Origin of the sequence: Jejuia pallidilutea, assembly GCF_002973595.1 — a bacterium.
GTDB classification, from domain to species: Bacteria; Bacteroidota; Bacteroidia; order Flavobacteriales; family Flavobacteriaceae; genus Jejuia; species Jejuia pallidilutea.
Map to the genome: position 1 here is coordinate 220,057 of NZ_PVEO01000004.1, position 24,012 is coordinate 244,068.

Consider the following 24,012-nt stretch of genomic DNA (forward strand, 5'->3'; position numbering starts at 1 on the left):
TATAGTTTATAGTCTTTGAATTATAATTTAATGCTCATTTAGGGTTTAATTCATAAAATTGTATACGGTAAATTATTAAACACAATAGAATCTAAAAAAAGCATGTTTCTATAAATTTAATTTGAAATTAATATTATTATAATGAGTATAGTCAAGCCATCTTTAATTGCAGCTTTATTTTTAATGTTAGCTTGTAATTCAACAAAAAAAGAAGTATCTGCAGATAAAATCTCAGGTCTTCAAACAAGTAAAGTTTTACAATCTAATGTTGTAAAGTTAAAAGAGGTAGTAAAAACACTATCAGATGCTGATAGTTTCCCTAGAAACATAAAAAAGGATAAAACGGATTGGGATTTTGTAGGTGTTGAAGATTGGTGCAGTGGCTTTTGGCCTGGTGTTTTATGGTATGCTTATGAAGCTTCTAACGATCCTGAGATGAAAGCAGAAGCTATGAGGTTTACAGCTCCATTAAAAACGATAGCATATAGTTCGGCTAGAAATCATGACATAGGCTTTATGGTGTATTGTAGTTATGGTAATGGCTACAGGTTAACGGGTAATGAAGCTTATAAAGATGTTTTGTTATCTGCTGCTGATACATTAGCAACCTTATATAGCCCCAAAGTTGGTACAATTTTATCGTGGCCTAGTCAAATGCACAAATTTAAGTACAATACTATTATAGATAATATGATGAATTTAGAGCTTTTGTTTTGGGCTGCAAAAAACGGAGGCGATACATCTTTGCACGACATAGCGGTAAGTCATGCTCAACAAACTATGGAACATATTGTTAGAAAAGATAGTGCTGTATATCATGTAGGATCTTTTGATGAAGATACTGGCGAATTTTTAAAAGGTTACACGCACCAAGGATATGCAGACGAGTCTATGTGGGCTAGAGGTCAAGGATGGGGTGTTTATGGTTTTGCTGTAGCATATAGAGAAACAGGAGATAAAGCGTTTTTAGAAACTTCAAAAAAATTAGCAGACCATTTTTTAAACCGACTACCTAAGGATGGTATTCCTTATTGGGATTTTGATGATCCTAATATACCAGAAGCGCCTAAAGATGCATCTGCGGCAGCAGTAGTGGCTTGTGGATTGTTTGAGTTAGTAAATTTAGTAGAAGATAAAGAGTTAAAAGCAAAGTATTTTAAGGCTGCTAAAGATTTGGTGTCTACTTTAAGTTCGTCTGAATATTTAAGCGGAGATAAAAACCAAGCATTACTATTGCACTCAACTGGGCATTATCCTAAAAACTCTGAAATTGATGTACCTATAGTATATGCCGATTATTATTATATGGAAGCATTACTTCGATTAAAAAATTTAGAAAAACTTAATTCTGAAACAGATAAGGTAGTTGCGAACTAAAATTTTAGTATTACCTAATTATAAGATTTTCTAGTATATAACAAACAAAATGTTATGCAAAAAAAACGAAACTGTAAGTTTCGTTTTTTTTTGCATTAAATGTAAGCTTAATAGTAAGAAGGTGCTTTAACAATTTTGTTGTTGTACATTGCATCTAAGGCCATTTGTATACAAACAGCTGTATTAGCTCCTGTTTTTAAACCAGATATAGGTTCTTTATTATCTATAATATTATCTCTAAAGTCAATTAAAGCTTGTAAGCTAGGTTCTTTATGATCCACAACCACAGGATAACCTTTGCCTTTACTAAAACTAGATGTGGCTCCAGAAACACCATCTACAACATCTAGTTTCTTTTTGCCGCCTTCTGGATAGAACCATGCTTTTGTATAATCTAGTATTAGTGTGCCTTTGTCTCCTAATACTTTAATTTGGTAATCGTCTTTAGCATTGCTTGTTAAACAGGTAAATTTGGCTTTTACACCGCTATCGTAGTTGTATATTAAATGAATATTATCGTAAGTTTCACGTCCGTCTTTCCAATAGTCAACACCACCAGTTCCCATAACTTGCGTTGGTTTTTCACCTAATACCCAATTGGCAAAATCTATTTGATGCGAGCAAAGTTCAGCAACTAATCCGCTAGAAAACTCTCGATACATGCGCCAGTTAATAATTTTTTCAAGTTCCGGACTAGGTACAGGACGCCTCCAATTACCGTGGCGGTTCCATTGGCATTCAAACGCAGCAATTTTACCTAATTCACCCTGTTTAATAAGGTCTACCACATGCGTATATAATCTAGAACTGTGGTACTGATGTCCTGTTTGAAATGTAAGATGTTTAGATTGGTTGGCTTTTTTAACTAAATTATCAATGTCCTGATAACCTTTTGCCATGGTTTTTTCACAGTACACGTGTTTTCCAGCATCTAAAGCATCAATAGCTATTTGCGAGTGTGTATTTAATGGTGTGGTAACTAATATAGCATCAATATCTTTATTGTCTAATAATTTCCTGTAGTCTTTATAGCCTTTTGCTTTACCCGCAGCAGTTTTTAAACCGTTTTCTAATCTAAAAGGTAAAATATCGCAACAAGCAATAACATTAAAATTATCAATAGAATTAATGTTATGTGTAAGTCCGGTTCCTCTGTCTCCGGTACCAATAACACCAATATTTATGGTTTCATTTGCATGTTTAAAATTAAACGCCTTATTCATGGCAAATGCCGAAGTTGTTAATGCAGCAGACGCCATAGAGCCCTTAATTATAAATTCTCTTCTTTTCATGGATTATTTTAAGATTTTAGGCAATAAAGATACAATGTATATTAATAAATAAATGTTAGACGGGTTTAATTTCCCAACCCGGTTCATAGGTTCTAGACCATAATTTCATGGCATCCCTATTATAAATTCTACCAGTATTTTCATCAACATCAAACGATTGGTCTATTCTAGACGCAATATTAGCGTAATGTGTTAGTGTTTGGCTAATAACACCTTGATCTATGGGTGATGTTAACGGAGCTTTTCCTCTAATGGCATCAAAAAAGTTTAAAGTGTGAGCTCTTGTTAGCGCGCCTCCGCCACCAAGCGCATTACCATTTTCTAGACCAGGAATTATATTTTCTCTTATAAGCTTTCCTTTTAAATCATACAATTTGTAGCCATCTCTATCAATAAATACAGAACCTTCAGATCCATATATTATGGTACCACGTCCGGCACCGTATTTGTCGTAACCATTTCTACTACGGCCATCCCATTGTATGGTTCTATTGCCGCCAAAACGGAAGGTAGCTTCCATAGTATCGTACATTTCCCAACCATCATCTTTATAATGAAATTTACCAGATTTTACTTCAACATGTTCTGGATATTTTGCATCTAAAGCCCAACGTGCAATATCTAGCTCATGTGTAGCGTTGTTGCCCATTTCGGCTGTACCGTAATCCCAACCGTACCAGTGCCAGTTATAGTTCCAAGTATCGTCTGTATACGGGCGTCTTGGTGCTGGTCCTTGGAATAGTTCCCAATCTAATCCTTCTGGTGGAGCCGTTTCAATTTGATTTTGTACACGGCCTCTTTTACTAGTATAAAATGCTATAGCATTATATACATCACCAATAATACCGTTATGGATATCGTTTATAATTTCTTGCGATTGCGCTGAAGAACGCTGTTGGTTGCCCATTTGTATGTGCTTGCCGTATTTTTTTTGGTAAGCGATAAGCAATTCGCCTTCTTTTAGATTATGGCTACAAGGTTTTTCTAAATACACATGTTTGCCTGCCGCTACAGCCATACAGGCTCCTGGTGCATGCCAATGGTCTGGAGTTGCCATAAAAATAGCGTCAACATCTTTATCGTTAATTATTTTTCTAATGTCGTTTTCCAGTTTTGGTTTGTGATGACTATTTTCTTTAACCGCCTTAGCTGCTTTATCGCGCTGGCTTTTCATCACATCGCATAAATAACTTAACTCTATATTGTTCTTTTTATCGTAAATAGGGCGCATGTACGAACCATAACGCCTTCCTAAACCTTGAATAGCAACATTAATTCTGTCGTTAGCACCAATAATTTTACTGTAACTTTTGGCAGTCATCGCATTAACGCTATTAGAAACTAAAGTAGCTCCAACGGCTCCTAATGCTGTCTTTTTTATAAAATCTCTTCTGTTTGAACTCATTTTAATGTTTTTTTAGTTTAATGGACGAATTTTAATGTTTTTAAACGATACAAAATCGCCGTGATCTTGTAAAAGAATTTGACCTTTATCAAGTTCACCAAAATTTGGCCATTTTACATATTTACTTTCAGAAACTAATTTTCTGTACTCATCGCTTTTTCTTTCATATTCTAACACTTTCACACCGTTTAACCAATGCTCTATATGGTTGTTTTTTGAAATAATATGTGCCGTATTCCATTCGCCAATTGGCTTAATAGGTTTGTTAGGGTCTGCCTTAATTAAATCATATAATGAACTAACAGTACGACTGCCTTCATGATTTCCTTTTTTCGCATCAGGATGTAAATCATCATCTAAAATTTGATATTCTAAACCAATTGAAGATCCAGGACCTTTATTTATTTCGGTATCTACATAATATTTAATACCGCTGTTAGCACCGGGAGTTAATTTAAAATCTACTTTTAGCTCAAAATCGCCAAATAGATCTGTAGTAACAATATCGCCACCAGCTCTAGATTCTGCACCGCCAGAGGATAAAACACTTAATACACCATCTTCAATAACCCATCCTTTTTCAGGAAAATGGTCTAGTTTAGCACCGCGCCATCCGTTGGTGGTTTTACCATCCCATAAAAGCTTCCAGCCTTGTTTCTTCTCATCAACTGTTAGTTTGTTTTTTGTGGTAATTGGAGGAATTGTTGTGTTTTTAGAATATTTAGAAAGGTTCTCTGTAAGTATTTTAATGTTTTTCCAAGCAATTTCTGTACCTTCTTCGTGATCTGGCTTTATACTATGTACTTGAAGACATATAAATCCACTATCGGTTTTATCGTCAATTAAATGAGCAGCAGGCACGCCATTTACCCATGTTTTAATAGTATCGCCAATGGCCTCAATACGGTAATGATTCCATTCGTTTTGTTTAAATGCTTTTTGTGCTTCAGGGTTGTTTTCTAAAGTATGTAACCAACCACGTCTAGCTTCATCATAAATACCTCCGCTATAAGCTCTATCAGAAGGGTCTATCTCAACTTGATACCCGTGTACACGTCCATTTTTATAATACGGAAAACTGTTGCTACGAATTTGAATACCAGAATTCATGCTTGGGTCTACCTTAAAATCTAATTCCAGAATAAAATCAGAGTACGTATCGTTGGTAGTTAAAAATGAGTTCGGGGTATTGTGCACCGTGCTTCCAACAATGGCACCATCTTTAACTGTATATTTTGCTTCACCACCTTTTTGGTGCCAGCCATCTAAGTTTTCACCATTAAACAAAGATTTCCATGGTGTATCATCTTTTGGTTTTTGGTTGCAGTTATAAAATAAACTAACAAAAGCTACAAGCAATATTTTACTGTAAAGTACAGATTTTTTCATTTTAGTAAGGTTTAAATATTATCTGAATATTAATTAAGCAAGTTATGTTTTTGAGTGTGTTTTTAAATGGAGTTATAGTTCAAATATATGGATTAATTGGTCTGCTTAAAAAGGTTTTGTTTAAAGTTTGCTCTATAAAATTTAAAAGTGTTTAATGGTATTGGTTGGTATGGTTTATTACGTCACTTGGTTAAATAATCCATAGTTAAGAATTTTTTGTCCATTCCTTAACAAAAGTTTAACTGTAATTTGCTCTTCGATAACTAAACAAATAATCATATGGAAAAACTAAAACTCTTATTAGTCGCCTTAATTATAGGCTTTACTAATGTTTCTTGGGCACAATCTAAAGTGTCGGGAACTATTAAAGATGCACAAGAGGTTCCCATACCTGGGGTTAATGTTCTTGTTAAAGGTACAAATACAGGAACAGCCTCAGATTTTGATGGGAATTACGAATTAACCATAAATAATGGTGATGTAATTGTGTTTTCTTATTTAGGGTATCAAACACAAGAAATTGTTTACAACGGACAATCTACTATTGATGTTACAATGGCAGAAGATACTTCAAGGCTTGAGGAAGTAGTGGTAATTGGTTATGGTGCTGTAAAGCGAACCGATTTAACTGGTGCTGTAGCCTCTATTGGGACACAAGAAATTACGCAACAAAAGAAAACCGATCTTGGACAAGCCTTACAAGGGCGAGTTGCAGGTGTAGATGTTAGAACCACTAACAATAAACCAGGAGCACCTTTGTCATTTGATATCAGAGGAAATACCGTAATACAAAACAATGATGAAACTAGAGATGGTTTAAACTATGATGGAGACCTTTCAAAACCTTTGTTCGTTGTAGATGGTGTGTTTTTTGATGACATTAATATCTTAAACCCTGCCGATATTCAACAAGTAGATATATTAAAAGACGCTTCAGCAACGGCTATCTACGGTTCCCGAGGAGCGAATGGCGTTGTAATTATTACCACTAAAAACGGTATAGAGGGAAAAACAAGATTTACTTATGAAGCTACTATAGGTATGAATTCGGTAGTTAATAAACCAGACATGTTTAACGGTGATGAGTATGTTGCTTTTGTTGAAGATGTGCTTAGAAGTAGTGTATGGCAAGGGTTATTTGATTACGATACACCTTATTATCCTACGGTAGACGATTATAATAATGCCGATATAGATTTTTCAAATGAATTTAGAGCTTCAAACGAGGAAGCCGATAATGTGGCAAACCGTCGTTATACCGATTGGCAAAACGATTATCTTAAAACAGGTATTCAAACAAGCCATACTATTGCAATGTCTGGTGGTAATAATGGTTTAACCTATAATGGTTCTATAGGTTATTTAAGCAATGAAGGTATAATGGGAATTGAAAAATTTGAGCGTTACAATTTAAGTACCGCAATTACTAAAAAGGTGTCTGAAAAATTTACAGCAGGTTTAAAAGCTTATTTGTCTCTTTCAGAACGTGAAACTGGAAGTAATGAGTTGTTTAGAAGTACGCTGCGTTTAGCGCCTACTGTAAATCCTCGCGATCCAGATGGTAATCTTATTTTATTTCCAGATGGTCAAGATGGGCGTTTTTTAAATCCATACTACGAAGCTTACGAAAATTCTTGGTTAAATAACACGAGAGCATTAGATGTAATAGCAAATGTATTTTTAACTTATCAGCCTACCGATTGGATAAGTTTTAAAACCCAATTTGCGCCTAACTTACGCACAACGCGTCATGGGCAGCAGTTTGGGTTGTTAACAAAATCTGCAAGAAATGAAACACCTCGTACCAGAGCTTATTATGATGCATTTTTTGACACCTCTTACACATGGGATAATATTGTTGACTTAAACTTTGATGTGGCCGAAGGACACAATTTAAAAACCACTTTAATATCTTCTGTGTATTACAGACAGGATGAAGGAAGCCAAATTGAAACCAGAGATTTCGATACCGATATATATCAATATTATAACACAGCCGCAGGTTTAGATGTTAGAAACTATTCAACTGGATATGAAAAAGAGACTCTAGCATCATTTGCAGGTAGATTAAACTATAGCATTGATGACAAATATCTTTTTACGTTTACAGGCAGATATGATGGGTCTTCAAAATTAGCTGTAGGGCAGGAATGGGCGTTCTTTCCATCAGCAGCATTTGCTTGGAAAGCTAGTGACGAAACATTTTTGCAAAACGTAGATTGGTTAGATAACCTTAAATTACGATTTAGTTATGGTGAGTCTGGTAACGACAATGTTATAGGGCCATATCAGTCACTAGCATTTTTAAATGGTTCTGATTATGTGTTTGGTACAAACCACTTAAATGGTGTAGTTGTAGGTGGGTTAGCTAACCAAGAATTAACTTGGGAGCGCTCTAAAGAATTTAACTTAGGTATCGATTTAGCAGTACTTCAAAATAGAGTCCGTCTAGGTTTTGAAATTTACAACAAAAAAACGGTTGATGCTATTTTAGGTAAAACCCTATCGGCTATAACTGGTTATGGAACAGCTATAGGTAATTATGGTTCGGTAAGAAATAAAGGTGTAGAGATAACGCTTAATACAACAAATATACAAACCGAAGATTTTAGATGGACTACAAGCTTAAATTATGCACGTAATAAAAACGAAATTATAGAGCTAGATGGCGATTTAGATGAAATCCCATATGGAAACCATGGTGTGCGTAAAATAGGAGCGCCCGTGGATGCTATTTATAGTTTCGAATTCGATGGGATTTGGCAAATAGACGAGGCAGCAGAGGCACATACTTATGGTGCGTTCCCAGGGCAATGGAAATATGTAGACCAAAATAATGATGGTGTTTTAAACCAAGATGATAATGTGGTGTTAGGTTCTATATCACCAGATTGGATTGGGGGTATGACCAATACACTTACTTATAAGAATATAGACTTTACGGTACAAATGCACGCAAGATTTGGAACATATGGGCATTCAGAGTTTTATAACAACTTTGCGCCCTGGCAAAATGATAGAGCTAAGTTTAATAAAGTAGACTTAGATTATTGGTCGCCTAATAACCAAAACGCTAAATACCCAGCAGCACAATATGCTTCAACAGGAAATGATTATTATGTGGATGTAGATTTTGTTAGAATTAGTAATATCGGGCTAGGATATAATTTTAATCAGAGCATGTTAGATAAGCTAAAAATGTCTAGTCTAAGGTTGAGTTTAGATATTCAAAACCCATTTACCTTTACCGATTATGCAGGTCCAGATCCAGAAACCGCGTTAGGAAATACATATAACGCAGGTTATATGATGAAAACATTTTTATTCGGACTTAAGTTATCCTACTAATTATAAATATATTAAAGATGAAAATATATAAAAACATAAAACCAGTAATAGCATTGTTTGTTTTTTCAATGTTATTGAATGCCTGTGATGACTTTATACAAGAGGATGTGTATTCTGATGTAACTAGTGAAAACTTCATCACAGAAGATACTGCCGATCAATTAATAGTAGGTGTTTACACTGCCACAAGAAACGCTTATAGAAACCATGGCTACAAATTTGCGGGAACAGACCTATTTACTACAAAAAGCGAACTATTTGCCTTTAGTAGTGCTAACGATTATAATAATTTTATCGCACCAGAGACCGATGGGGTATGGAGTGTTAATTACAATGTAATAGCCAAAGCAAATACAGCTATAAACCGATACGAAAACCAAGTAAGCTGGAGCGATACCAATTTAGAAGCTAAAGCTTATGGCATAGCACAAGCTCGGGCATTAAGAGCATTAGCATTTTTTAATTTAGCGGTACAATACGGTGGTGTAGTGTTAGATCTTGAAGAACCATTAACCATACGTAACGATTATATGCGTTCGACGGAGGAAGAGACTTTTGCACTAATAATTGGTGAATTGGAAGCATCTATTCCAGATCTTAAAGACAATCCTGAAATAGGACGTATTTCAAAAAGAGCAGCACAGCACCTTCTTTCGGAAGTATATTTAACACGAGCTTATAAATCGTATGCAGGAGCTAACGATTTTCAAACGGCAGCAGATTTAGCTGTTCAAGCTATAGATGGATACGATATTAGAACCCAATCCTTTGCAGAAGTGTTTGATTATGATAATCAAATTAATGATGAGATTCTTTTTGCAACGCAGTGGGAAAATAATGCATTCGCAAGCGATAGAAATAATAACAAACATTCATTATTTATGTATAATCTGTTCGATTATGCAGGTGTGAGTCGAACAAACCAATATGGTGTACAAGGAGATGGTTTGATGATGACACCCTATTTCTATTCTTTATTCGCCGATAATGATACACGCGAAGAAGCAACTATACATCGTGTAATCTACGCAGACGAAGATGATTCTTGGGTAAATGATGTTATTGTTCCTGGAGATACCGTAGTGTATTTCCCTAAGGAGCCAATCGATATTGCTGAACTTACCGATAAATTAGATAGGTATTGGGTGTATCAACCAGATCAGTACCTATGGGGAAAACCAGACGATATTCCTGGGGTAAACTATCAATACTCTGCTACTCCATATTTTGTAAACTTCCCAATCATGAAAAAATTTGATGATGAGGTTTATTTGGACGAAAATGGCGGTGCCCGTGATACCTTTATCTTTAGGGTAGCCGAAACACATTTATTGGCTGCCGAAGCATTTCTTGGGGCAGGTAATACCACACAGGCATTATTTCACATAAATCGAGTAAGAGAGCGTGCTACAGGTGTAGTAAATCACTATACCTCTATAGATTTAGATACTATACTTGAAGAACGTGCCTTAGAATTGGCTGGTGAAACCAACCGATGGGCAGTACTAAAGCGTATGGGTAAATTAGAAGAGCGTATAGAACTATACAATCCTCATGTTATAGATCATGGTGCTTTTGATGCATCAAAGCATTTGTTGAGACCTATTCCAACAAGAGAAATAGATTTATCGCCAAATACTATGACACAAAATCCAAATTATTAAGAATATAGTTTATTTAATTATTAGAGTTAGTTTATTTTAGTTTTTATATAGGCAGGCGATAAATTGCCTGCCTGTATTATTAAGTGAGTGGTTAAAATTTAAATGTATTTTAAATTGGTAGTTGCAAAAAGGAATGATTTACTAAATCATATAAGTCTGTAAGTCTATACGTAGATAAAGATATGGAGCTACTAAAATGCTATCTCAATAAATATTAAAAATAATAGCATAAAAAGTAATGAGTCTAGCACAATACAATCTAGTCTAAATACAATCTTATCTTAAAACAAGAATAATGAAGTTAAGTTATATATGTAAAATACAAACATATACAGTAATTATTATGGTCTTTTCCTTGTTATCGTGCAAACAAGAAGAGCAACTATTAGCAAAGACCATAGATAATAACGTTATAGATTATAGCGTTAAAGTGTATCCGTTGCTAGATTCCGAAAATTCCAGATGGTTTTTCTTTTCATCAGCTAGTAGACCTTTTGGTATGGTAAATCTTAGCCCAGATACAGAGATTGATGGTGCATGGGGCAGTGGTTACAGGTATAAAACTGATACCATTAAAGGCTTTAGCCATATTCATGCGTGGCAAATGTCGGGTATATCCGTAATGCCTGTTACCATCACAGATTCTAACAAGAAAAATATTTATAACGATTTTTATTCAAAATTCAGTCATAAAACAGAAAAAGTAACACCAGGATATCACTACCTAGAATTAGATAGATATCAAATTACTTCAGAATTAACTAGTACAACGCGCGTTGGGTTTCACAAATATAACTTTCCTAAAAACACCCAAGCCGCGATTTTATTCAACCTTAATACCAAATTAGGGCCATGTAAAAATATAGATGGAGAACTCACAAAAATTAGCGAAAATGAGTTAGTCGGTAAATTGGTTATGGAAGCGACCATAAGACGGCCAAAACCTTTCACCGTTTATTTTAAAGCCAAATTAAATACAGACATCGCTTCTTTAGAAAAAGATATTAAAACAGGAAATTATTTAGTAAATCTTGTAAACCCAAAAGATAAGGTGCTTATGAAGGTTGGTATTTCATACACATCTATTGATAATGCCGCAAATAATATCGATAAAGAATTATCGCACTGGAATTTTAATGATGTGGTTGCCGAATCTAAAGAGCAGTGGAACGGATTATTAGGAAGAATTGATGTAGAAGGCGGTACAGAAACAGACCAACGCAGATTTTACACTGATTTATGGCACGCCTTACAAGGTCGAAGAATTATAAGCGACGCCAATGGGGCTTATCCTGATAACACGGGCGACAAATTTAGAATAGGGCAGTTGCCATTACATGACAATGGTACACCTAAATTTAATCATTATAACTCTGACTCGTTTTGGGGTGCACAATGGACAATTAATACCCTTTGGGGATTAGTTTATCCTGAAATAAAAAAGGAATTTGTACATTCACTTATACAATATCAAAAAGATGGTGGATTAGTTCCGCGAGGACCATCGGGTGGTAATTATACGTTTGTGATGACGGGGTCTTCTAGCACACCGTTTATAGTAAGCGCCATACAAGAAGGCTTGATTACCGAAGATTTAGAATATATCTACCAAGCCTTAAAGCAAAACCATTTGCAAGGTGGAATTATGGAAAAGGCAGGTTACGAACACACTACCAATTTAGGTGGTGGTTTTAAGTATTACTTAGAAAAAGGTTATGTGCCTTACCCTATTCCAGAAGGAAGATTTGCGGGTCATCAAGATGGTGCTAGCCTTACTATGGAATATGCTTATCAAGATTGGACTCTTGCGCAATTAGCCAAAAAATTGGGGCATAATGAAGATTACAATTATTTCTTGAATCGTTCTGAAAACTTTAAAAATGTTTATGATGAAACTTCAGGTTGGATGCGCCCTAAAGATGTTAATAATATGTGGTTTAAAAATTTCGATCCTTACGATTATAAAGTTGGATTCGTAGAAGCCAATGGTGCACAAGCAACTTGGTTTGTACCACATAATTTATCGGGTTTAGCCGAATTAATGGGTGGAACAGAAAACGCAGTAAAAAAACTAAACAAGCAGTTTGAAGAGGCGAGCGCGCTTAGTTTTACGGCAGGAACTTCTCACGATTTAGAGGAACATCCAGAGTATAGAAGAATACCAATTAACTATGGTAACCAACCCTCTATACAAACTGCATTTGTGTTTAATAAATTAGGAAGACCAGACTTAACGCAATACTGGAGCCGTAGTATCGTAGAAAAAACTTTTAGTGGTTTGTCGCCTTCTACTGGGTATAATGGAGATGAAGATCAAGGGTTAATGGGAAGCTTAGCGGTACTCATGAAAATAGGATTGTTTCAAATGAATGGTGGTACCGATGATAATCCAGAATACCAAATAGGAAGTCCAATTTTCAATAAAATTGCCATAAAATTACATCCAGAATACTATTCAAATTCAACATTTGTTATTAATGCAGTAAATAATAGCAAAGAGAATGTTTATGTAGAATCCGCAGTTTTAAACGAGCAACCAATTCAAGGTTATGTAATTGACCATGATCAAATTACCAAAGGAGGAACCTTAGTGTTAAAAATGACCAATAAAGCCAAAGATCAACTTTAAAAACATCACTACACTATATTATGATGCGTTTTTATTATTAAGCAATAGATAGTTGTAAAGATAAGTTTAGGGGTATTGATAATTACAATTGAATTAAAATCTCGAAAGTCAAAAAATTAAAGACTTATGAAGGTTAAGAAGATGATAAAGTACGTTGTTATAATTCCTTTTGGTATACTTATGTTATTGGTTGTATTCAATAACAAACAGCTAAAGTCGCAGGTTTTTGGCACGATAAAGTATCGTAATGTAGAGATTGAATCGGGTAATATTGCAGTGCCTCACAAAAGAACTTTGGAATGGAAAACAGAATCCGCCTTTGCTGATAGTATCTATGCCGACATTGCAAAAATGTCAATTACAGATGAAATGCTCTTTAAAAAAGGGAATACTACGCGTATACTTTTGGCTAGACTACTGCTGAAACAAAATATTTCTGAAGTCAATAGCATTTTACAAAAAATGACGGTTTGGGGAAATTGTGGTTCTTCTTGGGCACTAAATCCTAAAGGAGATTATGATTTTCCACTCACCATTCTTACTACAATACTTTGGAAATTTGGTGAACAACCCGATTTGCTATATCCTAAAACCAAAGCACATCTATTACATGTGTTATTATCAGAAGATGGTAATGCGTTTAGTTATACGGTTCCTAAAACTTTGGGACTTGTTATGGAAACCGAAAACCATATGTTAATGACCGAAGGTTCTAGGTATCTAAAAAACAGATGGGTTAGAGAACACGGGAATTCAGATAAGTATTATAACAATGTCCAAAATGGTATGGAAGACAAACTAATGTCACTTTTGGAAGAAATGAAAACTAGTGGTTTGTATGAATTTAACTCCATTCCGTATCTTGGATATACAATTACAGCCTTACTTAATCTAGAAGCTTTTGCTTCAGAAAAGCTGAGTAAACAAGCCCGAGATGTACTCGATTACATAAATTGGAGTTATGCTTTAAATAGCTATAATTTAAAGCATTTTCCGCCAATGCGAAGAAGGTATGAAAAAGCAAGTATAAAAGAACTCACAACCGATTATCATTCTGCATTTATAAAATCATGGCTCAGTTATTCCAAAATTGAGAACTATGATAAAAATGTGGGGGTTGCTAAAATTCATGCACTAATGGGGGCGTGTATGCCTTATCGTCCTGCCGACCAATGTATTGAAATGCTGTTTAATAAGCAAGATGGGTATTTTGTACGCCAAGGTCATGGCCCAAAGGCATCACCAGAAATTAGCAGCGCAGGAAAAAACTTTTTAATAAGTGCTGGAGGTGTTAACAGGGGTAAAAAGTCATTAATTGTAGCAAGGCCTATATGCCTTTTCTTAAATGATAGTGCAGATCAGCTTTCGGAAATTGTTCACTTATCGGGTTCTACCAACGATTTTATGCAATGGAACAACACAGGGGTCTATAAAAACTTTGCCTGTGCTGCAGGTGCAGTAGTCATTCCAAAGGGTGTTTTGTCTATTGCTAAAAAAGGACATTGGTCATGTTATAAAGATGAGAATAATGTAACTATTGTGGTGTACTCCACGGAAAATTTTGGTATGATCGCAGTGTTTGAAAATGTAGAACCTTTAAAAATTTTCCAAGACGTTTTAAAAGAGAATTCAAATTCTGAAATATTAAATTCACAATTTAAATTTCCAAACGGACCGTTATTAGAATACGATGTTCTTGCTCCTAAAAATAAATGGGTAATGACAGCTGTAAATGGTAAAAAACTTAATAGGGATTTTGATTCTTGGCCGTTGCTTGAAGGAGATTTATAAAAGTTTAATCTATAGTTAAAAAAACAAAAATTCTAGATATTTATTGAAATAACACTATGAAGAAGTATAAAAAATACAAATTAGTCCTATTATTTAGTTTTATAAGCGTTTCTGTGTTCAGTCAACTAAAGAATAAACCTGAACTCAACGAACAATTTATGGATATGGGCTTTGGCATATTCATCCATTGGAGTTTAGACTCGCAGTTGGGTAGCGTTATTAGTCATTCTATGGTTGGGGCTTCCGAAGATTATGTAAAAAGATATATGGAAGAGCTTCCCAGAACGTTTTATCCCAAAGATTTCGACCCAGACGAATGGGCGAGACTCTTCAAACTAACAGGTGCAGAATACGTGGTGTTTACTACAAAACACCATAACGGCTTCTGTATGTGGGATACCAAAACTACCGATTTCAATATCATGAACACGCCCTACGGAAAAGATATTACAGGCATGTTGGTGAAATCATTACGTAAATATGGTTTAAGGGTTGGGTTCTATTTTTCACCTGAAGATTTTAGTTTTATCCATAAACAAGGACATCTTATTTCTAGAAAGGGAAAAATGACTCAAGTTACCGCTAATAAAGAACTTTTTGAATATGATAAAGCTCAGGTAAAAGAATTAATTGAAAATTACGGTCCTATTGATGTCATGTTTTTTGATGCGTTTCATGCAAAACCCATGGCACAGTACGTGCATGAAATTGCACCTGATGTTGTAGTAACCAGAGGTGAAATGAGTACGCCAGAGCAAAAAATACCTGGAGGAGCGCAACCAGGGCCTTGGGAAACCTGCATGACCATGGGTACACAATGGGCATACAAACCTACTAACGAAGATTATAAAAGTGGAAAAGAACTTATTAATAAACTCATTGAAATTAGAGCAAAAGGTGGTAATTTTTTAATGAACGTAGGACCAAAACCAAATGGTGAAATACCCATTGAGCAAGAGGAGCGCTTACGAGAAATAGCACTTTGGATGTTTGTTAACAACGAAGCTGTAAAAAATGTACGAACCGTACCTACCCAAATAAAAGACGGCGATATATGGTTTACAAAAGCCAAAGATAAAAACACGGTGTATGCCTTTATTACAAATCAACCCGAATGGTTTAAAGGAAAACGACGACTGTTTTACATCCATAACGTAAAAACTACAAAAGATACAGAGATTTCGGTGTTAGGTCAAAATGATTTGGTAGTAGAATATTCACCCAATAACTTACCAGAATCTCGTTTTAAACAACAAGAGCACAACGTGGAACTTTCAATAACCAGAGCGCAAAGAGTTTACAATAACAAGATTTGGCACAATGCGGTAGTAGTGAAATTAACCAACGTGGAGTTTGTCAACAACAATGATTAATTGCAATAGTTTAATAATTAAATAATAGCACAAAAAAATATAACATGCGTTTAAATTTAAAATTTACATTAATATTTTGCTTAACGATAAGTTTTTCAACATTAGCACAATTAAAAAATAAACCGGCGATTGTAGAAGATTTTATGGATATGGGCTTTGGCATATTCATCCATTGGAGCATGGATTCACAGTTGGGTACTGTAATAAGTCATTCTATGGTGGGGGCTTCCGAAGACTATGTACAACGTTACATGAACGAACTTCCAAAAACTTTCGTTCCTAATAAATTCGACCCGGATGAATGGGCAAGATTATTTAAAATTACGGGAGCCGAATATGTGGTTTTCACAACCAAACACCATAACGGATTTTGCATGTGGGATACCAAAACTACCGATTTCAATATCATGAATACGCCTTACGGAAAAGATATTACTGGTATGTTAGCCAAATCGTTAAGAAAATATGGTATTAAGGTAGGATTCTATTTTTCTCCCGAAGATTTTAGTTTTATTTACAAACAAGGGCATTTAATTTCCCGAAAAGGAGAAATGAGCGGTGTTGATAAAAACCCAGAATTGTTGGCGTACGACAAAAAACAAATTGCAGAGTTAATTGAAAACTACAGTCCAGATATGATGTTTTTCGATTCCTTTAAAAAGGCTGATATTGTTCAGTTTGTCCATAAGAAAGATCCCAATATAATGGTAACCCGTGGCGAAATAAGTACTCCCGAACAAAAAATACCCAATACCGCTATTCCTGGGCCTTGGGAAACCTGTATGACCATGGGAACGCAATGGGCTTACAAACCCACCAACGAAGATTATAAAAGTGGAAAGGAACTTATTAATAAACTCATTGAAATTAGAGCAAAAGGCGGTAATTTTTTAATGAATGTGGGACCTAAACCTAACGGAGAAATTCCTATTGAGCAAGAAGAACGTTTACGTGAAATAGCATTGTGGATGTTTGTAAATAACGAAGCTGTAAAAAATGTAAGAACCGTTCCTGGACTTATAAAAGATGGTGATATTTGGTTTACAAAAGCTAAAAACGAAAATACGGCTTATGTGTTTATTACCAACCAACAGCATTGGTTTAAAGGTTTTAGAAGGAATTTTTTACTAAAAAACATCAAAGCAACTAAAAACACGCAGGTGTCTGTGCTAGGGCAAAATGACAAGGTGGTAGAATATTGGCCAGAAAACGACCCGAAAACTACGTTTGTTCAACATAAGGATAGGTTAGAAATATCGGTAAGTAAGGCCCATAGACTATACAATAACAAAATTTGGCCTAATGCCATTGTGGTAAAGGTTACCAATGTTGAATTCTCCGAGTAATACGATTGAGTTTTTAAGTTAAAAAAGAAAAATATTCCCTTATGACGTTTACTAATTATAGAAAAAATATTGTCTTTATAGTACTAGTTGCTTTCATGTGCAATCTAGTTAACGCACAGTCTGCCGATAAAATGGATTGGTGGAAAGATGCCAAATTTGGTATGTTTTTGCATTGGGGTTTATATTCTAAAACTGCGGGGTATTGGAAAGGACATAAAGCCAAAGGTAACGAGCATTTTATGATTCATGAGAAAATATCTCTAAAGGAATACGCCACCATTGCCGATGATTTTAACCCTGTAAATTTTAATGCTGAAGACTGGGTGCTTACTGCAAAAAATGCAGGAATGAAATACATAGTTATAACCTCTAAACATCACGACGGTTTTGCAATGTTTAATTCACCATCAAGCGACTACAATATTGTAAAACGCACGCCTTATGCCAAAGACCCCATGAAGGAATTGGTTGAAGCCTGTCGAAAGCACGGAATGAAATTCGGGTTTTATTATTCCTTAGGTCGCGATTGGGAAGACCCAGATGTGCCTACCGATTGGCCATTTAAAGGTGGACGTAGTAATATAGTAGATTACCCTGATGAAGATGCAAAAGTGTTTCATCGGTATTTCGAAAGAAAAGTAAAACCACAAGTAAAAGAGTTGCTTACACAATATGGAACTATAGATATTATATGGTTTGATACACCACATGATATTACTGGAGAAGAAAGCCAAGAATTAAAAGATTTAATTTTAAGTATTCAACCCAACTGTATTATAAATAGTAGAATTGGGAACAATTTAGGAGATTATAAAGTTCAAGAACAAAAAATAGCAAAAGGTTTGGAGCCAGAACCATGGGAAGCTTGCATTACTATGGGAAAAAATTGGGGCTATATAGAGTACGATACCATTTATAAAACACCCGAATTAATGACGCGTCATTTCCTAGAAATTGTGAGTAAAGGCGGTAATTTACTGCTAAATAACGGTCCTACTGCAAAAGGGGAAATAACCCCATTGGCGAAGGAAGGATTAGCGAAAATAGGAGAATGGATGGATAAGAATGGAGAGGGAATTTACGGGTCTAAACCCTGGGAAATTCAAAATGAAATACTTACCAATCAAACAAAAGCCGAAATAGTTGAAAAAAAGGAAGGAAAAAACACCTTGAAGGATGCGGTACACGATGCTACTCCAAAAGATATCATTCCAGAAGTTCAATTCACTTTTAAAAATGGTAAAATTTATGCTTACGTATGTAGCTATCATAAACCTGAAGTACTTATAAAAAGTTTTACTTCAAAATTTAAGGTTGAAAACGTGGTACAATTGGGCTCCAATAAAAAGGTAGAATGGGAACAGGATACCAGAGGATTAAGAATTGAAATGCCAGAATACTCAGAAAATGAAATCCCTATAACGGGTTTCCAAATACATGTAAGGTAATAACAATTATCCTTAGTATATTCACGGTATGAAATATGTGTTAGTAATAATTAGTATGTGTTTTTCATACTTAGGTTATAGTCAATCTGTTAATGTAATTGAGCTATGGCCAAATAATGTGCCTGGTGAAAATTTGCCGAAACAAAAAGCACGACAAATTGATAATACCAGCGGCAATGTAATACGTTTGACTGATGTTAATAATCCAACGTTAACTGTTTATACACCAAAACACGCTAATAATTCAGGTGCAGGAATTATTGTTTGCCCCGGTGGAGGATACAATATTTTGGCTATTGATAAAGAAGGCTACGAAATAGCAGAATGGTTAAATAGTTTAGGGTATACTGCATTTGTATTACAATATCGTGTGCCTCAAAAGCAAGAGGGAGCAATGCAAGATGTACAACGCGCTATAAAATGGGTAAGAAGTAAGGCTGAAATCCATAACTTACATCCACAGAAAATTGGGCTTTTAGGGTTTTCGGCAGGAGGACACTTGGCAGCTAAGGCTTCAATAAATTATCAGAACGAAACCTATCCAAAGAGTGATACTATAGATAATGTGTCGGCTCGTGTTAATTTTACAATGCTCGTTTACCCTGCGTATTTAGATAAAGGAGAGGAAAAAACATTGAGTCCAGAGTTAAAAATAAATGAACAAACACCTCCATTTTTTGTGTTTGAAACGGCCGACGATCCATTCGGTAATAGTGCATTGGTTATTGCATCAGCGTTAAGGAATAATAAAATACTGGTAGAGCTACATATGCTGCCCAAAGGCGGTCATGGCTATGGTTTACGAAAAGGAAACCGAGCAGCCGAAACATGGCCAATATTAGCCGAAACTTGGATGGAAAATCTGTTGAATTCAGAATAAATATTAAAATAATAATAAATAAAATAACCTAATGCTACAGCGTTTTGTACTTCTTTATATAATGTTGTTCTTTTTATGTTCTCAAGCACAGAATATAAAATTTGAGCATTATAATGATAACAATGGCTTGTCGCATAACTCTGTACGCCATATTGTGCAAGATAAACACGGGTTTTTATGGATTGGAACCTTTTCTGGACTTAACCGTTTTGATGGATACGAGTTTAAATCGTATTTAAGTACTTCTGAAGGCAGTAACAAAATAAATAATGACGATATAACCGCATTAGAGTTAGATGAAGACGCTAATCAATTATGGATTGGTACACGAAAAGGGTTAACTGTGTTAAAATTGGATACTTATAAGTTTACTACGTTTTTAAATGATCCAAGTAACCCGAATAGTTTACCTGAAGATGAAATCCGATCGGTTTATGTTGATAAAATCAAACGCGTATGGATAGGAACAAAAGAGCAGGGTTTACATATTTTTTATGTTAATGAAAATAGATTTGAAAAAATAAACTTACCCAATTTTAGATACATAAAAGAAATTTTTGAAGACTCACACGGAAATATCTGGATTGGTAGCTATGAAAGTGCATCTATAGCAAAACTAACGCTTGATGATAATGGCGCAATTCAACAAACCACAACGTTTACGCTTAAAGTACCTTATACAACAGAAATAAATCCCTATCTAAATTTTATATATGAAGATTCCAAAAAAGATATTTTTGTTGGCACGCGGAAAGGACTTTACAAATTAAACGAAGACAAAAACCAGTTTGAAAATTTATATATAGAAAATGATGAAATTCGTGATGCTTTAGGGCCTTACATAGTTTCTGTAGCACAATCGCCAAAAGGTGAATATTGGGTAGGAACATTAGGTGGTTTGTTGGTTTGTAACCAATTAGAAGATATTGCGGTGGGAGATTTTCAATGGTATTATTCTGTGTTAACCGATCAAACCTCATTGGTAGATAATCTGGTTTCAGGCTTGTTTTTCGATGCCACAGGAATTTTATGGATTGGTACCGAAGATGGTTTAGATAAATACGACCCTTATGAAAATCAGTTTCATTTCAACAAAGATATTTCTAAACATATAGAAGGGCAGGCGCCTAGAATTAGAGGGTTTGCTAAAACCTACAATAATAAAATTGTGGCAGCAACAAGGCATAACGGACTGTTTATTGAAGAGGACGATGGATTTGTGCCATTATTCAATAACCAGAAAGATATAGCAAATATATACTCCAAGGATGGTAAGATTTTTTATTGCGGATTGTGGAATGGAAAAGTGCTGATTTACGATTTTTTGAATAACACTGCAACCGAAGTTAATGTAGGTTTTGAAGACATTCCAATTTCTGACATACAAATCATTCATGACGATAACATAGTAGTAGGCTCGTTTGGGCAAGGGGCTAATATTTTAAAGATTAAAAGTTCTAATGTTTTATCCGATGGTACCGTTTTATTAGAGGACGGCAACATTAATGAAATTACTATGGATAGTATTGGCAATGTTTGGTTTGCAACTGAAGCTGGGGTGGTAAAATACAATACGGCTTCAAATACAAAAACTAATTACACGTCATCATTTAATAAAAATACGGGCTTACCACATTATAATGTGAGCGACATAATTTTCGATAACTCTGGGCAATTATGGGCAGCTACTCGTGAAGGTTTAAGCATTTTTGATGATGATAAAAACAATTTTATGCCACTTACTGGTTATAATGGCTTAGCCAGAAAATGGGTTACCGATATGCTTTTAGATAGTAACGGGAATTTATGGTTAAACGTAAACAACAACAGTGTAGCCAAAATTAATCCAACGAATAATAACCACAATATTTATCATGTTAACAGTGGAAACCGATTAGATTTTTTTAGTTCTCGTGGATTTTTTAATTATGATGATTCAAACATTTATTTAGGAGGAAAAAATGGTATAATTTTCTTTTCGCCCTATAGCATCAACGAAAACAAGCAATCGCCATCACCCATAATTACGGAATTAAAAATAGATAATGAGGTTATACTTCCTGGAACCGAAATTAACGATGAAACCCCTCTTACTGTAGATTTAAACGAAACTAAAAGTGTAAACCTTGGATATAAAAACCGTAATTTTTCGTTGCAATTTTCTTCACCTTCATACACCAACGAACGCCTTAATAAGTTTCAGTATAAACTAGAAAATTTTGATGACGATTGGATTACAACTAGTAGTAATTCACGAACAGTTCAGTACACCAATTTATTTCCTGGAAAGTATGTTTTTAAAATAAAAGCCAGTAATAGCGATGGCCATTGGAGCGATGAGGTAGCCTACAATATTAAAATTGAACGCCCTTTTTGGTTAACCTATCAAGCGTTATTTTTATTTTTATTACTAATCGCTATCATAATTTATTTTATTAGGCGAGAGGTTAGAAATCGCATGCGTTTAAAACAAGAATTGGTCACCGAAAAAGTAAATCGCGAGCGCGATGTAAAACTAAATAACGAAAAACTACGATTTTTTACCAATATTTCTCACGAGTTGCGAACGCCATTAACGCTAATTTTGGGCCCTGTTACGCAATTGTTAGAAGAATCTAAGCACCAAAGTACCGATTATCAAAAAAGCAGATATAATCTCATACATCAAAACGCCAGTAGATTGTTAAATTTAGTAAATCAGGTGCTAGATTTTAGAAAGGCCCAAACAGGAGAGTTAAAGCTAAAAGTGTCTAAAACCGATATTTTACAGTATACGCATAACACATTCGATTCTTTTAAAGAACTAGCTTACAATAAGCAAATACAGTTTAATTTCAATCGAGAGTCAGAAGAACTTTTTGGATGGATTGATAGAGATAAATACGATAAGATACTTTATAATTTATTATCAAATGCTATAAAATTCACCAATAAATTCGGGCATGTAGATTTGTATGTGGGCCTAAAAGATAATGAGGATGGTTACCTTATTATGGAGGTTAGTGACGATGGTATAGGTATTCCAAAAAATAGTCAAGAAAAAATATTTACCAGGTTTTATCAAGCCACAAATAGTAAAGAAAATAATACGGGTTCTGGAATTGGATTATCTTTAGTGAAGTCGTTAGTAGAACTGCATAAGGGTGAAATACACGTGAAAAGTGCGCCTAATAAAGGGAGTGTATTTACAGTTACTTTACCTATGGAGCGCCATTTTTACGACGACGACGAAATTTTCGAAATTGTTACCAACAAAGAAAAAAACATAGTTGTTCCTAAAGTTGAGGTTAAAAAAACAACTACAAATACCAATATAAAAGAAAAAATCTTGGTTATAGAAGACAACCTTGAGCTAAGAAAATATTTAGTGGATTACTTATCTAATCATTACAAGGTTTATGAGGCAGAAAATGGTAAAGAGGGGCTGCAATTGTGTCGTCAAGTAAAGCCTATATTGTGTGTGGCCGATGTGATGATGCCTGTTATGGACGGACTAGAATTTTGTAAAGAACTTAAAAATGATGAATTTATAAGTCATATCCCCGTAATTTTATTAACCGCCTTATCTGAAAACGAAGATATGGTAAAAGGTTTTGATGTTGGTGCCGATGGGTATTTGGCAAAACCATTCGATCCGTCGCTTTTAAAGTCTAGAATTGTTAATATTATAAAAACACGATTAGAGCTTAAATCTAAATTTTCAGATGAAGCTGATAGTGAAGTGGGCTTATTAGTACATTCTCCCATCGATAAAGAGTTTATGGAAAAAGTGTCTAATCTTATTGGAAAAAACCTTAGTAACCCCGATTTAACTACTAGTTTTTTATGTGATAAATTAGGGGTAAGTTCGTCAAAACTATATAGGAAAATAAAAGAATTAACAGACCTATCTCCAAACGAATTTATTAGAACTGTAAGATTAAAAAAATCGGCTCAATATTTAAAATCCAAAAAATACAACGTGTCTGAAGTAACCGATTTAGTAGGTTTTAACGACCCCTTATATTTTAGTCGTTGCTTTAAAAAACAGTTTGGTTTTCCTCCTAGTAAATTAATTAAATAGATAGAGG

13 protein-coding genes are annotated in these 24,012 nt (G+C 34.7%); 10 read left to right on the forward strand and 3 right to left on the reverse strand.

The window, feature by feature from the left end; translation table 11 throughout:
* Positions 1 to 141 precede the first annotated feature (141 nt).
* A complete protein-coding gene (locus tag CLV33_RS08625) occupies positions 142 to 1,377 on the forward strand; it encodes a glycoside hydrolase family 88 protein (RefSeq protein WP_211297545.1) in 1,236 nt (411 codons plus the stop codon).
* A 107-nt stretch (positions 1,378 to 1,484) separates the two neighbouring features.
* Here the strand turns inward: CLV33_RS08625 and CLV33_RS08630 are convergent, their stop codons facing one another.
* From CLV33_RS08630 to CLV33_RS08640, 3 genes are read right to left on the reverse strand one after another with little or no spacing between them, the layout of a single operon-like run.
* Complete coding sequence (locus CLV33_RS08630; protein ID WP_105473564.1) at positions 1,485 to 2,669, reverse strand: Gfo/Idh/MocA family protein; 1,185 nt, start codon at positions 2,667 to 2,669, stop codon at positions 1,485 to 1,487.
* A gap of 55 nt (positions 2,670 to 2,724) precedes the next feature.
* The gene (locus tag CLV33_RS08635; protein WP_105473565.1) at positions 2,725 to 4,074 is read right to left on the reverse strand and encodes a Gfo/Idh/MocA family protein; all 1,350 of its coding nucleotides are present in this window, start codon (positions 4,072 to 4,074) and stop codon (positions 2,725 to 2,727) included.
* Positions 4,075 to 4,086: 12 nt separating this feature from the next.
* The gene (locus tag CLV33_RS08640) at positions 4,087 to 5,463 is read right to left on the reverse strand and encodes a 3-keto-disaccharide hydrolase (protein WP_105473566.1); all 1,377 of its coding nucleotides are present in this window, start codon (positions 5,461 to 5,463) and stop codon (positions 4,087 to 4,089) included.
* Between the two features lie 279 nt (positions 5,464 to 5,742).
* Here CLV33_RS08640 and CLV33_RS08645 point away from each other — a divergent pair, with 279 nt between their 5' ends.
* The 9 genes from CLV33_RS08645 to CLV33_RS08685 all read left to right on the forward strand — a co-directional run bounded on the left by CLV33_RS08645 (position 5,743) and on the right by CLV33_RS08685 (position 24,005).
* Entirely contained in the window at positions 5,743 to 8,811 is a 3,069-nt protein-coding gene (locus CLV33_RS08645) for a SusC/RagA family TonB-linked outer membrane protein (protein ID WP_105473567.1), read from the forward strand.
* Between the two features lie 17 nt (positions 8,812 to 8,828).
* Positions 8,829 to 10,475 carry a RagB/SusD family nutrient uptake outer membrane protein gene (locus CLV33_RS08650; protein ID WP_105473568.1) on the forward strand — a complete coding sequence of 549 codons (1,647 nt, stop codon included), beginning with the start codon at positions 8,829 to 8,831 and terminating at the stop codon, positions 10,473 to 10,475.
* Between the two features lie 295 nt (positions 10,476 to 10,770).
* The gene (locus tag CLV33_RS08655) at positions 10,771 to 13,104 is read left to right on the forward strand and encodes a GH92 family glycosyl hydrolase (protein WP_105473569.1); all 2,334 of its coding nucleotides are present in this window, start codon (positions 10,771 to 10,773) and stop codon (positions 13,102 to 13,104) included.
* 126 nt (positions 13,105 to 13,230) lie between these two features.
* On the forward strand, positions 13,231 to 14,895 hold the full coding sequence (locus CLV33_RS08660; protein WP_211297546.1) for a hypothetical protein: 1,665 nt from the start codon (positions 13,231 to 13,233) through the stop codon (positions 14,893 to 14,895).
* Between the two features lie 56 nt (positions 14,896 to 14,951).
* Positions 14,952 to 16,268, forward strand: a complete 1,317-nt coding sequence (locus CLV33_RS08665) for an alpha-L-fucosidase (RefSeq protein WP_105473570.1) — start codon at positions 14,952 to 14,954, stop codon at positions 16,266 to 16,268.
* Between the two features lie 44 nt (positions 16,269 to 16,312).
* Positions 16,313 to 17,614 (forward strand): alpha-L-fucosidase, encoded by a 1,302-nt coding sequence (locus CLV33_RS08670; protein WP_105473571.1) that lies wholly within the window; start codon positions 16,313 to 16,315, stop codon positions 17,612 to 17,614.
* A 95-nt stretch (positions 17,615 to 17,709) separates the two neighbouring features.
* Positions 17,710 to 19,062 (forward strand): alpha-L-fucosidase, encoded by a 1,353-nt coding sequence (locus tag CLV33_RS08675; RefSeq protein ID WP_170063997.1) that lies wholly within the window; start codon positions 17,710 to 17,712, stop codon positions 19,060 to 19,062.
* Between the two features lie 55 nt (positions 19,063 to 19,117).
* Positions 19,118 to 19,942 carry an alpha/beta hydrolase gene (locus tag CLV33_RS08680; RefSeq protein ID WP_211297547.1) on the forward strand — a complete coding sequence of 275 codons (825 nt, stop codon included), beginning with the start codon at positions 19,118 to 19,120 and terminating at the stop codon, positions 19,940 to 19,942.
* A gap of 31 nt (positions 19,943 to 19,973) precedes the next feature.
* Complete coding sequence (locus CLV33_RS08685) at positions 19,974 to 24,005, forward strand: hybrid sensor histidine kinase/response regulator transcription factor (RefSeq protein ID WP_105473574.1); 4,032 nt, start codon at positions 19,974 to 19,976, stop codon at positions 24,003 to 24,005.
* The last annotated feature ends 7 nt before the right edge of the window (positions 24,006 to 24,012 follow it).

What these genes read in the sequence shown, in the direction of transcription:
- CLV33_RS08650 (WP_105473568.1), top strand. Translation starts at nt 8,829, where the DNA reads ATGAAAATATATAAAAACATAAAACCAGTAATAGCATTGTTTGTTTTT.
- CLV33_RS08660 (WP_211297546.1), top strand. Translation starts at nt 13,231, where the DNA reads ATGAAGGTTAAGAAGATGATAAAGTACGTTGTTATAATTCCTTTTGGT.
- CLV33_RS08665 (WP_105473570.1), top strand. Translation starts at nt 14,952, where the DNA reads ATGAAGAAGTATAAAAAATACAAATTAGTCCTATTATTTAGTTTTATA.
- CLV33_RS08670 (WP_105473571.1), top strand. Translation starts at nt 16,313, where the DNA reads ATGCGTTTAAATTTAAAATTTACATTAATATTTTGCTTAACGATAAGT.
- CLV33_RS08635 (WP_105473565.1), bottom strand. Translation starts at nt 4,074, where the DNA reads ATGAGTTCAAACAGAAGAGATTTTATAAAAAAGACAGCATTAGGAGCC.
- CLV33_RS08655 (WP_105473569.1), top strand. Translation starts at nt 10,771, where the DNA reads ATGAAGTTAAGTTATATATGTAAAATACAAACATATACAGTAATTATT.
- CLV33_RS08640 (WP_105473566.1), bottom strand. Translation starts at nt 5,463, where the DNA reads ATGAAAAAATCTGTACTTTACAGTAAAATATTGCTTGTAGCTTTTGTT.
- CLV33_RS08645 (WP_105473567.1), top strand. Translation starts at nt 5,743, where the DNA reads ATGGAAAAACTAAAACTCTTATTAGTCGCCTTAATTATAGGCTTTACT.
- CLV33_RS08630 (WP_105473564.1), bottom strand. Translation starts at nt 2,669, where the DNA reads ATGAAAAGAAGAGAATTTATAATTAAGGGCTCTATGGCGTCTGCTGCA.
- CLV33_RS08675 (WP_170063997.1), top strand. Translation starts at nt 17,710, where the DNA reads ATGTGCAATCTAGTTAACGCACAGTCTGCCGATAAAATGGATTGGTGG.
- CLV33_RS08685 (WP_105473574.1), top strand. Translation starts at nt 19,974, where the DNA reads ATGCTACAGCGTTTTGTACTTCTTTATATAATGTTGTTCTTTTTATGT.
- CLV33_RS08625 (WP_211297545.1), top strand. Translation starts at nt 142, where the DNA reads ATGAGTATAGTCAAGCCATCTTTAATTGCAGCTTTATTTTTAATGTTA.
- CLV33_RS08680 (WP_211297547.1), top strand. Translation starts at nt 19,118, where the DNA reads ATGTGTTTTTCATACTTAGGTTATAGTCAATCTGTTAATGTAATTGAG.